Genomic DNA, 13,262 nt, shown 5'->3' on the forward strand with positions numbered 1-13,262 from the left:
ATTTGCGCTGGTCCCTTTTTCCATAAGCGCGTATCCGGGGCGGCACGGACATCATGGCAAGATCGGGCAAGAGCAAGGAACCGCCGGGCACGGCAAGGCTGTGGCTGATGCGGGGCCTCAAGGCGGGCCTGATCGCGCTGGTGGCGGGACTCGTCGCGATCGTCGTGGCGGTGGTTGTCGCCATGCAATCGCTGCCGGATTATAGCAGCCTCAAATCCTCGCCCAACGGCCAGATGATCCGCGTCCATGCGGCGGACGGCAGCGTGATCGTGTCGCTGGGGCCGAGTTTCGGCCGCTGGTTGTCCTATGACCAGATCCCGCAGGTGATGGTCGATGCCATGGTGTCGACCGAGGACAGGCGTTATTATCTGCATCCCGGCGTCGACCCCATCGGCATGGCCCGCGCGGCCTGGGTCGCGCTGGAGAACCGGGGCAAGGGTCGCCGCTTGCAGGGCGCCTCCACCATCACCCAGCAGGTAACGCGCAATATCTTCCTCAACAACAGCTATAGCTGGGGGCGGAAGGTCCGCGAAATGGTGCTGGCGCTGGCGCTGGAGCGCAAATTCTCCAAGCGGCAGATATTGGAACTCTATCTCAACAAGGTCTATTTCGGCGGGGGTGCCTATGGCATCGACGCGGCGAGCCGGAAATTCTTCGGCCATCCCGCCGATGATCTGAGCCTGCCCGAAGCCGCGATCATCGCTGGTCTGGTGAAAGCGCCGTCCAGCTATTCCCCCACCGCCGATGCGGAGGCCGCCATCGGCCGCGCGGGCGTGGTGCTGGAACTGATGCAGGACAATGGGAAGATCAGCGCCGCGGAGCGGGCCAACGCCCATCTTCAGGACGTGAAGATGGCCCCGGAGCCGCCGCAGAACAGCGTGCGCTATTTCACCGACTGGGCGTTGCCGCAGCTCGATACGCTCATCAACGAACCGAATGAGCCGCTGGAGGTCTACACCACCATCGACCTCGGCATGCAGCGCGCCGCGACTGCCGCGATCATGGCCAATGTCCCCAAGGGGTCGCAGGGCGCGCTCGTCTCGCTCGATCGCGACGGAGCGGTGCGGGCGATGGTCGGCGGCCTCGACTATGTGACCTCCAACTATAACCGCGCGACCACCGCGACGCGCCAGCCGGGCTCGGCATGGAAGCTCTTCGTCTACATGGCGGCGCTGGAGGCGGGCTATACGCCCGACACGGGCGTCACGGACGAGCCGGTGACGATCAACGGCTGGTCCCCGCGCAACAGCAACGGTCGCTTTTCAGGCGATATCGATGTGCGCACCGCATTCGCCTATTCGGTGAACACCGTCGCGGCCAAGCTGGGCGTGGAGGTCGGTTTCCCCACCATCGCCGACATGGCGCGCCGCTTCGGCATCTCGACGCCCATCAACACCCATCCCTCGATGGTGCTGGGGACGTCGGACGTGCGCCTGATCGACATGACGCGCGCCTTCGCCTCGGTCGCGCGCAAGGGGATCGCGGTCGCGCCCTATGGCATCACCAAGGTGACGACGGCGGACGGGCGCGTCCTCTACGAGCATCAGGACGACACCAGCCGCGTGCTGGTCGCGCCATGGGTCGCGGCGGGGATGACCGACCTCATGCAGACGGCAGTTTCCACCGGCACCGGCAAGGCTGCGCAGATCGGGCGGCCCGTCGCGGGCAAGACCGGCACCACCAGCAGTAACAAGGACGGCTGGTTCCTCGGCTTTTCCAGCGGGATCACCACGGGCGTCTGGATGGGCCGCGACGATGCGCGGGCGGTGGGCGGATTGCAGGGCGGGCGGGCGCCCGCCCGCGCCTTCGCCGACTTCATGAAGGTCGCGGTCGCCAAGCGGCCCGTGGAGAATTTCGACACGCAGGTGACATTGCCCGAATGGCAGTTGGAGCCTGACGAGGAAGCCTATTATGGCCAGCCCGACAATGGAATGGAGGGAGGCATGATGGTCGATGAAAACGGCCTGCCGCTGGAGCATGCCCGGCCCGAAGAACCGCAGTCGGGCGATCCGCACCCCGATGCCCAGCCCGATCCGGCCGACCGTCCCGCGCCGCAGCGGCTGGACCAGCAATGGATCGACCAGGTGCTGGGCCGCGACCGCCAGAGGCCCGCGCAGCAGCGGCCCAATCCCTAGCGCGCGTCAGCCGGCGGGCATGTCCGCCGCGGCGAAGCGCGCCCTTTCCAGGAAACCCATGTCGGGCAGCAGGAAGTCCACCTTCCCCCGTCCGAAATCGATCGCAACCCGGTCGAAACCCTTGAGGGCGTTGATGCCCAGCAGCAGCGCGGGCTTGTCGGCCAGCCCCAGTTCCGCAAACGGGCTGGCGTCGGCGAACAGCACGGGCAGGTCACGCAGGGTGATCCGGCCCAGATGCACCTCGCGGATCTTGCCCACCCGCCCGACCAGCGTGCCGCCGGTGACGCTGGTGAGGGTCGCTTCCTCCAGCAGGGGCGCGCGTTTCTTGCGGATCAACTTGTCCATCAGCGCCATGTTGGCGACGCTGAAATTGGTGCCGGTATCCAGAACGATGTTCACCTTCATGCCGTTCACGTCGGAATCGAGGAGGATGAGCTGCCCATTCCTGCGCCGCGCTTCGACGATGATCGTATCGGGATCGCGGGAATAGCGGCTTCGGCTTTCGCTGATCTCCATCCGGCCCGCCCGGAAATCGAGGATCACCCGCTTGGCTTGCAGGCTGTCGAGGCCGAGCAGTCCCGGCGCGCCCAGATGCCCGCCGTCGAGCACAGGCGCTTCGATGTCCCTGACCTGCGAATCACCGAAACCCAAGGCCGGCAGGGCGACCGTGCCGGTCACCAGCCGGTCCGTCATGCTGAGCACGGTGACGGGATGACGCAAAGGCAGCGCCAGCCGGTTGGCCAGTTCGCGGGAGATCACCGTGCGCTGCGATCCGGTATCGATGATGAAGTTCCACGGTCCCGCCCCGCCGATGTGGATCGGGATGGTGACACGATCCTCCGCCGGCGGCCCGGTGCGCACCACGGCCGGTGGGCTAGTGGGGTCGAGCGAAGGCGCCTGCTGCGCGGCGAGGGGCGGGCAGGGCGTCCCCAGCATTGCCACCATGAAGAGCAGGCGGCGCATCATCCTCATCCTTTTCCGCTTTTGCCATCTTATATCATGACCGGGGCCGGACGGTCCATCGTCGCGAATGGCCGATCGCCGCTGGCTCGGTTCCGCCCGGAGCCGCGAATTTTCCTGGGCGAAAGGCCCTATGCCGCCTTGACGAGAACCGGGCGCGCCCGCTAAACGCGGCTTAATTCCACCCGCCCGTCCGGCGCGGGCTTCACCCGTCTATCCTGCCGGGCTTTCCCCTTATTTTTCCGTCATAACGACACTCTATCCATCGGACCGACTCGCATGCACCTCAAGGACCTCAAGAAACAGCCACCCGCCGACCTCGTCACCATGGCGGAGGAACTGGGCGTCGAGGGCGCGTCGACCCTGCGCAAGCAGGATCTGATGTTCGCGATCCTGAAGGCCGAAGCGGAAAATGGCGAGCAGATCATGGGCGAAGGCACGATCGAGGTGCTGTCCGACGGCTTCGGCTTCCTGCGCTCACCCGAAGCGAATTTCCTCGCCGGTCCCGACGACATCTATGTCTCGCCCAACCAGGTCCGCAAATTCGGCCTGCGCACCGGCGACACGGTGGAAGGCGAAATCCGCGCACCCAAGGACGGCGAGCGCTATTTCGCCTTGACCAAGCTCCTCTCGGTCAATTTCGACGATCCCGATGTCGTCCGCCACCGCGTCAATTTCGATAACCTGACGCCGCTCTATCCCGAGCAGAAGCTGTCGCTCGACACGCTGGACCCCACCGTCAAGGACAAGTCGGCCCGCGTCATCGACATCGTGTCGCCGCAGGGCAAGGGACAGCGCACCCTGATCGTCGCGCCGCCGCGCGTCGGCAAGACGGTGATGCTCCAGAACATCGCCAAGGCGATCACCGACAACCATCCCGAAGTCTTCCTGATCGTCCTGCTGATCGACGAACGCCCGGAAGAAGTCACCGACATGCAGCGCAGCGTGAAGGGAGAGGTGGTGTCGTCCACCTTCGACGAACCCGCGCAGCGCCACGTCCAGGTCGCCGAAATGGTGATCGAAAAGGCCAAGCGCCTGGTCGAGCACAAGAAGGATGTCGTCATCCTGCTCGATTCCATCACGCGCCTGGGCCGCGCCTACAACACCGTGGTGCCTTCGTCGGGCAAGGTGCTGACCGGCGGCGTCGACGCGAACGCGCTCCAGCGTCCCAAGCGCTTCTTCGGCGCGGCGCGCAATATCGAGGAGGGCGGTTCGCTGTCCATCATCGCCACCGCGCTGATCGACACCGGCAGCCGCATGGACGAAGTCATCTTCGAAGAGTTCAAGGGCACCGGCAATTCCGAGATCGTGCTGGACCGCAAGGTGGCGGACAAGCGCATCTTCCCGGCGCTGGATGTCGGCAAGTCCGGCACCCGCAAGGAGGAATTGCTGGTCGACAAGGGCAAGCTCAGCAAGATGTGGGTGCTGCGCCGCATCCTGATGCAGATGGGCACGGTCGACGCCATGGAATTCCTGCTGGACAAGATGAAGGACTCCAAGACCAATGAAGATTTCTTCGATTCGATGAACCAATAAGGCGCGGGGCGGTTTGTGCGTTGGCGACAGCGCGCGGCCCGCTTCATTCCAATTGCCACGATTTCCGGTCCATGGGGGCTATCGGCCGGAAAGCGTCACAGGGGATTTAGGCAATCATGCTCGATCTTTTCGTTACCGCTGCCTCCGCTGCCCAGGGTTTCGGTTCGCCGGCCGATATCTGGGGCCATATCGTCAATGACTTCAGCAATATAACGTCCCCGGCCGCGCTGGCCGCCTTCGGGCAGGTGTTGATGATCGACATCCTGCTGGCAGGCGACAATGCGATCGTCGTCGGCGCCCTGGCCGCGGGACTGCCCGTCGCCCAGCGGCAGAAGGTCATCATGATCGGCATCATCGCCGCGCTGGTGCTGCGCATCGGCTTTGCGCTGGTGGTGACGCAACTCATGCAGATCGTCGGCCTGATCCTGGCGGGCGGGCTGCTGCTGCTGTGGGTGAGCTGGAAGATGTGGCGCGAACTGCATCCCAAGCGCGGCGCGGAAACGCCCGACGATCCCAGCGATGACGATATTTCCGGTCTGCGGCCTGCCAAGAGCTTTGCGGCCGCGGCATGGGCCGTCGCCGTGGCGGACGTGTCGATGAGCCTCGACAATGTGCTGGCGGTGGCGGGCGCGGCGCGGGATCATCCCGGCATCCTCATCATCGGCCTGATCCTGTCGGTCGCGCTGATGGGCGTGGCGGCGAACATCATCGCCAAATATATCGAGCGGTTCCGCTGGATCGCCTATGTCGGCCTGGCCGTCATCCTCTATGTCGCGGTCAAGATGATCTATGACGGCGTCGTCGATCAGCATGTCGGCATATTGACGCTGTTCTGATCGGCCGGAAACGGCACGAAAAAGGGGACGGAACCGCGGCGGCTCCGTCCCCTTTTTCGTGGCCGCATGTCAGGGGATGAGGACTGTGGCTCCCGTCGTCCTGCGCCCTTCCAGCGCGCGATGCGCCTCCGCCGCATCGGCGAGGGCGAAACGCTGGCCGATGGACGCCCGCACCACGCCGCGCTCCATCCGGTCGAAAAGGCGCGCGGCGGCGGCAGCCAGTTCGTCCGCCGTCGCGATATAGTCGAACAGCGTGGGACGCGTCACATAGAGCGATCCCCCCTTGCTGAGATCGAGCAGGCTTACCGGCGGCACCGCGCCGGAGGCATTGCCGTAGCTGACCATCAATCCGCGCCGCCGAACGCAGGCGAGGGAGGCTTCCCAACTGTCCCTGCCCACGCCGTCATAAACGACATCGACGCCTTTCCCATGAGTGAGATGGCGAACTGTCGCGGATAATGTCTCGAAGGGACCGTGGAGGCTGTGGTCCGCTTTCACGGTGGCGGCTTTTTCGGGCGAGCCGCAATGGGCGATGACGATGACGCCCTTGTCGCGCAGCCATGGGACCAGTACCGATCCCACGCCGCCCGCCGCCGCGTGGACCAGCGCGACCTGCCCGGCCTGCAAGGGCGCGCAATCCTCCGCCAGGAAACAGGCGGTCATGCCCTTGAGCATCATCGCCGCGGCTTCCTCGAAAGAGATCGCATCCGGCAGTTTGACCACCTGGCTGGCGGAGACGATGCGATGGGTGGCGTAGGCGCCGAGGCCTTGGGCGCAGGCGACCCGGTCTCCTATCGCCATATTGGTAACGCCCGCGCCCAGGGCGACAACGCGGCCCGCCCCCTCCATGCCGAGCGGGACGGGGAGGGGGGAAGGGTAGAGGCCTGTGCGGTAATAGGTGTCGATGAAATTGAGGCCGACCGCTTCCTGCGCGATCAGCATTTCGCCTTCAGCCGGAGAGCCCGGATCGAAATCCTCGCGCTCCAGCACCTCCGGCCCGCCATGCCGACGGGCCACCATGCGCCAGGCCTTTCCGCCCATCAGGCGAGATTCGCGGCGAAGAAGTCGGCCGTGCGCTTGTCCGCCAGTCGCGCCGCGTCCTCGACCCGGCGATTGCCCATTTCGGCAGCGAAGCCATGGTCCAGCCCTTCATAGTCATGCAGGGTGACATGGCGATTATCCTTCAGCCCTTCATGCATCTTCTGCTGGACTTCGGCGGGCACGAAACCGTCGGCGGTCGGGATATGGAGCATCACCGGCTTGCCGATGGCATGGCTTTCACCCAGCAGATTGTCGATGCCGACGCCATAATAGCCGACAAAGGCATCGCCATCGGTACGGCAGGCGGCCATGAAGGCCAGACGACCGCCAAGGCAATAGCCGACCAGCCCGACCTTGCCGCCGTCGATTTCCCGGCGCGCGAACTTGATGGCGGACTCGATGTCGCGGATGCCCTTTTGCTGATCGAACCGGCCGAACAGGCCCAGCGCCTGCTCCATTTCGGCGGGCACGTCCGGGTCCAGTTCGACATGGGGTTGCAGCCGCCAGAACAGGTCGGGCGCGACGGCGAGATAGCCCGCGCTGGCCCAATTGTCGCATTTGCGGCGAATGCCCTCGTTCACGCCGAACACCTCCTGGATGACGACGATGGCGGCCTTGGGCGTCCCTGCCGGACGGGCCACATAGATGTCGAACTGCGCGTCGCCCTCCAGCGTGGAAATCGTGGAAAAATCGGCCATGGATGATCCTTTCGGCTGGTCTGGTCAGCGGCCATAATGGCCTTTCCGGCGCGTTGCGCAACCCGTGCCGCCCGCCAAAATATTTGCACTGCCGCCCGCTTCTGCGGCATGAAGGGCCGTGGCGCGACAGGATAAGGGATGCGAGGATGAAAGTGACCGTCGATGTGGATTGCACGCCCGCCGAAGCGCGATCCTTTCTGGGCCTGCCGGATGTCACGCCCATCCATGACAAATATATCAAGACGATGCTGGATAATTTCGATAGCATAGGCAATGTGGAACAGATGGAGACGCTGTTCAAGAGCTTCTCTCCGCTGGGCGACGCGGGCATGCGGATGTTCCAGCAGATGATGGATATCGGGCTGTCCGGCGTGGGCGGCGGAAGCGGCCATGGCGACAAGAAAAAGGGTTAGGTGACCGACACGATTTTCGCGCTGTCGAGTGGCGCGCCGCCCGCGGGCATCGCCGTCATCCGGCTGAGCGGCCCGCAGGCAGGACCCGCGCTGCTGGCGCTTGCCCGCAGAACCCCGCCGCCGCGCATGGCGAGCCTGGCGCTGCTGCGCGACCCGCGCGACGGCGCGCCGCTCGACCGGGCGCTGACGCTGTGGCTGCCCGGTCCCGCGACCGTGACCGGGGAGGATATGGCCGAACTCCATTGCCATGGCGGCCGGGCGGTCATCGCGGGCGTGGAGGCGGCGCTGGCCGCGATGCCGGGCCTTCGCCGCGCCGAACCGGGGGAGTTCACGCGGCGGGCCTTCGACAATGGCCGCATGGACCTGAATGCGGTCGAGGGGCTGTCGGACCTGTTGGCGGCGGAAACGCAGCAGCAGCGCCGCGCCGCGCTGATGATGGCGGAGGGCCATTTTTCCCGGCGGATCGGCGAATGGCGGCTTCGCCTGCTCGATCTTTCCGCCATGGCCGAGGCGGCGCTCGACTTTTCCGATGAGGACGACGTGCCCGACGCGCAGATCGAACAGCGGATCGGCGCGGGCATCGCGACGCTGGCCGCCGATGTCGCCGCGATTCTTTCCGCGCCGTCGGCGGAACGGCTGCGCGACGGGGTTCGCGTCGTCCTGGCAGGACCGCCCAATGCCGGGAAGTCCACCTTGCTGAACGCGCTGGTGGGCCGGGAGGCCGCCATCGTTTCGGACATTGCGGGCACCACCCGCGACAGGATAGAGGCGCCGGCGGCGATCGGCGGAGTGGCCTTTCTTTTCACGGACACAGCGGGGTTGCGCGACGCGACATCCGACCGCATCGAAGCCATCGGCATGGATCGGGCCCGCGCGGCATTGGAGGGCGCGGACATCATCCTGTGGCTGGGTCCGCCCGGGAAGGTGCCGCGCGGCGACGCCCTGCTGATCGCGGCGCAATGCGATCATGTCGACCATCGCGGACATCCGGGCCTGTCCGTATCGGCGCGGACGGGCGAGGGAATGGAGCGGTTGGTGACGACCTTGCTCGATCGGGCGCGCGGCCTGTTGCCGGGTGAGGGAGAATATGCCCTTCATGCGCGACAGCGGGAAGGGGCCGCGCTGTTGCATCGGCATTTGATGGCCGCCGGTGAAGCGCATGACCTTCTCATCCTGGCGGAGGAATTGCGGCAGGCGCGGCGAGCGATCGATTCCCTGACGGGCCGCGCCGGGACGGAGGATATGCTCGACCGTCTCTTTTCGGGCTTTTGCATCGGCAAATAGCGCATTGTTCCACGTGGAACAGTTTTGCCGACGGACGATGAATCTGATAAGGGCGCTGGCATGCGAACAAGCTATGATGTGATCGTGGTCGGCGGGGGCCATGCCGGTTGCGAAGCAGCGGCGGCGGCGGCGCGCAAAGGCGCGGCGGTGGCGCTGCTGACATTCGAGAAGGCGACGGTCGGCGCCATGTCCTGCAATCCCGCGATCGGCGGTCTGGGCAAGGGGCATCTGGTACGGGAAGTGGATGCGCTCGACGGACTGATCGCGCGCGCGGCCGATGCTGCGGCGATCCACTATCGGATGCTCAACAGCAGCAAGGGCGCGGCGGTGCAGGGACCGCGCGTCCAGGCCGACCGCAAGCGCTATCGGGCGGCGATCCACCAATTGCTTGCGGCACAGCCCGGTCTGGAGATCGTCGAGGGCGAGGCGAGCGAGTTGATCCTGTCCGGGGGCGACGTGGCGGGCCTGATGCTCGCGGACGGTTCCCGGCTGGAAGCGAAGGCGGTGGTGCTGGCCACGGGCACCTTCCTGGGCGGCAAGCTCTTTCGTGGGGAGGAAATGTCGGCGGGCGGACGGACCGGGGAGCGCGCCGCCACGAAGCTGGGCGTCCAACTGCGCGCGCTCGGCTTGCCCATCGGCCGCCTCAAGACGGGGACGCCGCCGCGGATCGATGGACGGAGCATCGACTGGGGGAAACTGGCGGAGCAGCCCTCGGACGAGGAGGGCTGGACGATGTCGCCCATGTCCGGCGGGCGACCGCTTCCGCAGCTGGCCTGCGCGATCACGCGCACCAATGCGGACACGCATGCGATCATCCGTAGCGGACTGGGCCGCTCGCCCTTGTTCAGCGGGGCGATCGAGGGAAGGGGACCACGCTACTGCCCTTCTATCGAGGACAAGGTGACGCGCTTCGGCGACCGCGACGGGCATCAGATCTTTCTGGAGCCGGAGGGGCTGGACGATCATCTCGTCTATCCCAACGGCATCAGCACCTCGCTTCCGGCCGATGTACAGCGGGCCATGGTGCGATCCATGGAGGGGCTGGAACGCGCGGAGATCGTCGTGCCCGGCTATGCGGTCGAATATGACCATATCGATCCGCGAGCGCTCGATGCCTCGCTCGGGATGCAGGACATTCCCGGCCTGTTTTGCGCGGGACAGATCAACGGCACGACCGGCTATGAAGAGGCAGCCGCGCAAGGGCTGGTGGCGGGTGTCAATGCGGCAGCTTATGCGGCGGCGGAGGGACCGATGATCCTCGATCGAGCCGAAAGCTATATCGGCGTGATGATCGACGATCTGGTGCTGCAAGGCGTGACCGAGCCCTATCGGATGCTGACGGCGCGTGCGGAGTATCGCTTGCGGCTTCGCGCCGACAATGCCGAGACGCGATTGGGGCGGATCGGCACGGCGCATGGCGTCATGGGCGCCGAACGGCTGGCGCGGCTGGAACAACGGCTGGCGATCCGGGCTGCCGTGGAAACGGAGCTGGCGCGGTCCATGACCGCTACCGAGATGGCCAGGGCAGGCGCCGCCGTGCGGCAGGACGGCATGCGCCGCAGCCTTTTCGAATGGGCGCGTTTTCCGGAGGTCGACCGCAATCTCCTGCTGACTCTAGCCCCGGTGCTGGCGGAAGCGCCTGCCGATCTCCGCGACGAGATATGGGAAGATGCCCATTATGCGCCCTATCTGGAGCGGCAGGAAGGGGAGATCGCCGAACTCCGCCGCAATGAGCGCGTATTCCTTCCGGCCGATTTCGATTTTCGCGCGATCGGCGGCTTATCGACCGAGATGGTCGAACGGCTGGAGATGGCGCGGCCGGACACTTTGGCGGCGGCGGGCCGGATACGCGGAATCACGCCTGCCGCCCTCGCGGCCATTCTGGTGCATGTGCGGCGGATGGCGGCGTGACGGAAGACGAAGCCCGGGCGTGGCTCGATCAGCATTTCGATGTTTCACGTGAAACATGGCTGAAGCTTGAACGGTTCGTCGCCCTCCTCCTGGCCGAGATGGATCGGCAGAACCTCATCGCGGAGTCCACGCGCGCGCATGTCTGGGCGCGGCATATCGTGGATTCGGCGCAGTTGCTGACCTTTGCACGGGACGCGGGGGAGGGCCGGTGGGTCGATCTGGGATCGGGTGCGGGATTGCCGGGCATCGTGGTCGCGGCATTGACGGACCGTCCGTTGCTCATGGTCGAATCGCGCCGGAAGAGAGTCGATTTTCTACAGGAGGTGGTGGAAGCGCTCAGCCTCCATCATGCGGAGATATTCGGCGGGCGAGTGGAGATCGTGCCCAGGGGCGCGGCGGGCGTCATCAGCGCGCGCGCCTACGCGCCTTTGCCGCGCCTGTTCGAATCGGCCATTCATCTGGCCGACGAAAAGACGCTTTGGGTGCTGCCAAAGGGACGAAAAGCGCAAAATGAACTGGAGGCAGCGCGTCCGGCATGGCAAGGTGCGTTCCACGTGGAACAGAGTGTGACCGACGCCGACAGCGCCATCATCGTTGCGCGTTCCGTCAAATCCGTCAGGAGGAAGGGTCGAGGATGATTTGTATCGCCATCGCCAACCAGAAGGGCGGTGTGGGAAAAACGACCACCGCCATCAATCTGGCTACCGGGCTCGCCGCGACGGGCCTGCGCGTTCTGCTGGTCGATCTCGACCCGCAGGGCAACGCATCGACCGGGCTGGGCGTGAACCATGCGGACCGGTCGCAATCCAGCTACGATCTTTTGGTGGGCAATTGCGCGTTGGAAGATGCGGTCATCGCCACGCGGGTGCCGAAGCTCGATCTGGTGGCGGCGACGCAGGATTTGTCGGGCGCGGAGATCGAGCTTATCGAATATGAGCAACGCACGCACCGGCTGGAGCGGGTATTGGCGGAAGCGCCTGCGGGCCGTTGGGACATCTGCCTGATCGACTGCCCGCCTTCGCTGGGCCTGCTGACGATCAATGCGATGGTGGCGGCACAGTCGCTGCTGGTGCCGCTGCAATGCGAGTTCTTCGCGCTGGAGGGGCTGTCGCAGCTTCTCCAGACGGTGGACCGGATCAGGGGGCGGTTCAATCCGGGGCTGTCGATCATGGGCGTGGCGCTCACCATGTATGATCGCCGCAACCGGCTGACCGATCAGGTCGCGGACGACGTGCGCGCCTGTCTCGGCGACCTGGTGTTCACCACGGTGATTCCGCGCAACGTCCGCCTGTCCGAAGCGCCCAGCCATGGGGTGCCCGCGCTGATCTACGATTTCCGATGCTCCGGCTCGGAAGCCTATATGCGGCTGGCGCGTGAACTGATAGCGCGGCTCCCCCGGCAGGAGGAAGCGGCTTGAGCGACGAGAATGACAAACCGAAGGTAGCAAAGCGGGCACATGGACTGGGCCGGGGCCTTTCGGCATTGCTGGGGGATGTCCAGCGGGAGGAACCGGTCGCGCCTTCTTCTGCCCCTGCTTCGGGCAAGGCGGTGCAAAGCATCGAGGTCGCGCTGATTCAGCCCCATCCGGAACAGCCGCGCCGGCATTTCGACGATGCGGCCTTGCAGGAACTGGCCGATTCCATAGCGAAACGCGGCGTCATCCAGCCGATCATCGTGCGCGCCCATGGCGGCGGCTTTCAGATCGTCGCGGGGGAGCGCCGCTGGCGCGCCGCCCAGCGGGCGCAACTGCATCGGATCCCCGCGATCGTCCGGGACTTCGACGAGCAGGAAACGCTGGAAATCGCCCTGGTCGAGAATATCCAGCGCGAGGATCTGAATCCCATTGAAGAGGCGGAAGCCTATCGCAAGCTGATCGGCGAGTTCCACCATAGCCAGGAGGCGCTGGGCCGGATCGTCGGCAAATCGCGCAGCCATATCGCCAATCTGATGCGGCTGCTGGATTTGCCGCAGCCAGTGCAGCGGGCGGTGATGGAGAACCGCATCTCCATGGGCCATGCCCGCGCGCTGATCGGCGTGCCCGATTGCGAGACGCTGGCGCAGCAGGTGGAGCAGAAGGGCCTCTCCGTCCGCGACACGGAGACGCTCGTCCGCCGTGCGCGCAATCGCGAGGAGTCGCCCCGGCCACGCGCCGCCATGCCATCGGGCGGAAAGGATGCGGACATCGCGGCGCTCGAACAGCATCTGGCGGATATATTGGGGCTGAAGGTCGACATCAGCCATGGCGAGACGGCCGGAGCCGGAGGGACGCTGTCCTTGCGCTATTCGAATCTGGATCAACTCGACATGCTTTGCCAGCGTTTGTCGGGGGAACGCATCTAGGAGCGCCGCGTCCCTACTGGCATGAGTGCGGATCAAATACTCCTGCCTGCGCAGGAGCGCGATCCGGGTTAGCACACTCCGTATCAGGCCTGTGGAAATAGCGCCGCT

At 65.6% G+C, this 13,262-nt stretch carries 12 protein-coding genes; 9 read left to right on the forward strand and 3 right to left on the reverse strand.

Features of this window, described 5'->3' with window-relative positions:
• The first annotated feature begins 53 nt into the window (after positions 1-53).
• On the forward strand, positions 54-2,135 hold the full coding sequence (locus SCLO_RS12325) for a transglycosylase domain-containing protein (RefSeq protein WP_066517192.1): 2,082 nt from the start codon (positions 54-56) through the stop codon (positions 2,133-2,135).
• A gap of 6 nt (positions 2,136-2,141) precedes the next feature.
• Here the strand turns inward: SCLO_RS12325 and SCLO_RS12330 are convergent, their stop codons facing one another.
• Entirely contained in the window at positions 2,142-3,098 is a 957-nt protein-coding gene (locus SCLO_RS12330; RefSeq protein ID WP_407695333.1) for a retroviral-like aspartic protease family protein, read from the reverse strand.
• A gap of 276 nt (positions 3,099-3,374) precedes the next feature.
• Between SCLO_RS12330 and rho the strand changes: the two genes are divergently transcribed.
• Both rho and SCLO_RS12340 read left to right on the forward strand, forming a co-directional pair.
• Positions 3,375-4,631: a transcription termination factor Rho gene (gene rho, locus SCLO_RS12335; RefSeq protein WP_066517188.1), complete on the forward strand. Its 1,257-nt coding sequence runs from the start codon at positions 3,375-3,377 to the stop codon at positions 4,629-4,631.
• 116 nt (positions 4,632-4,747) lie between these two features.
• A complete protein-coding gene (locus SCLO_RS12340) occupies positions 4,748-5,467 on the forward strand; it encodes a YjbE family putative metal transport protein (RefSeq protein ID WP_066517186.1) in 720 nt (239 codons plus the stop codon).
• A 69-nt stretch (positions 5,468-5,536) separates the two neighbouring features.
• Here the strand turns inward: SCLO_RS12340 and SCLO_RS12345 are convergent, their stop codons facing one another.
• Together SCLO_RS12345 and SCLO_RS12350 are read right to left on the reverse strand one after the other, a co-directional pair.
• Positions 5,537-6,508, reverse strand: a complete 972-nt coding sequence (locus SCLO_RS12345; protein WP_231923226.1) for a quinone oxidoreductase family protein — start codon at positions 6,506-6,508, stop codon at positions 5,537-5,539.
• Positions 6,508-7,206 (reverse strand): dienelactone hydrolase family protein, encoded by a 699-nt coding sequence (locus SCLO_RS12350; protein WP_066517181.1) that lies wholly within the window; start codon positions 7,204-7,206, stop codon positions 6,508-6,510. Before SCLO_RS12350 ends, SCLO_RS12345 begins: the two co-directional genes overlap by 1 nt.
• A gap of 146 nt (positions 7,207-7,352) precedes the next feature.
• On the opposite strand from SCLO_RS12350, the gene SCLO_RS12355 reads away from it, so the two are divergent.
• Genes SCLO_RS12355 through SCLO_RS12380 form a run of 6 tightly spaced genes read left to right on the forward strand, consistent with a single transcriptional unit; the run spans position 7,353 to position 13,154 of the window.
• Positions 7,353-7,619: a DUF6489 family protein gene (locus SCLO_RS12355; protein WP_066517179.1), complete on the forward strand. Its 267-nt coding sequence runs from the start codon at positions 7,353-7,355 to the stop codon at positions 7,617-7,619.
• Positions 7,620-8,903, forward strand: a complete 1,284-nt coding sequence (gene mnmE / locus SCLO_RS12360) for a tRNA uridine-5-carboxymethylaminomethyl(34) synthesis GTPase MnmE (protein WP_066517177.1) — start codon at positions 7,620-7,622, stop codon at positions 8,901-8,903. It abuts the gene before it with no gap.
• Positions 8,904-8,963: 60 nt separating this feature from the next.
• Complete coding sequence (mnmG, locus tag SCLO_RS12365) at positions 8,964-10,814, forward strand: tRNA uridine-5-carboxymethylaminomethyl(34) synthesis enzyme MnmG (RefSeq protein WP_066517175.1); 1,851 nt, start codon at positions 8,964-8,966, stop codon at positions 10,812-10,814.
• Positions 10,811-11,452 (forward strand): 16S rRNA (guanine(527)-N(7))-methyltransferase RsmG, encoded by a 642-nt coding sequence (gene rsmG / locus SCLO_RS12370; protein ID WP_066517174.1) that lies wholly within the window; start codon positions 10,811-10,813, stop codon positions 11,450-11,452. The genes mnmG and rsmG overlap by 4 nt, the downstream gene beginning before the upstream one ends.
• On the forward strand, positions 11,449-12,231 hold the full coding sequence (locus tag SCLO_RS12375) for a ParA family protein (protein WP_066517172.1): 783 nt from the start codon (positions 11,449-11,451) through the stop codon (positions 12,229-12,231). The genes rsmG and SCLO_RS12375 overlap by 4 nt, the downstream gene beginning before the upstream one ends.
• A complete protein-coding gene (locus SCLO_RS12380; RefSeq protein WP_066517168.1) occupies positions 12,228-13,154 on the forward strand; it encodes a ParB/RepB/Spo0J family partition protein in 927 nt (308 codons plus the stop codon). Before SCLO_RS12375 ends, SCLO_RS12380 begins: the two co-directional genes overlap by 4 nt.
• Positions 13,155-13,262 lie beyond the last annotated feature (108 nt).

This window comes from Sphingobium cloacae, assembly GCF_002355855.1.
Taxonomy (GTDB): domain Bacteria; phylum Pseudomonadota; class Alphaproteobacteria; order Sphingomonadales; family Sphingomonadaceae; genus Sphingobium; species Sphingobium cloacae.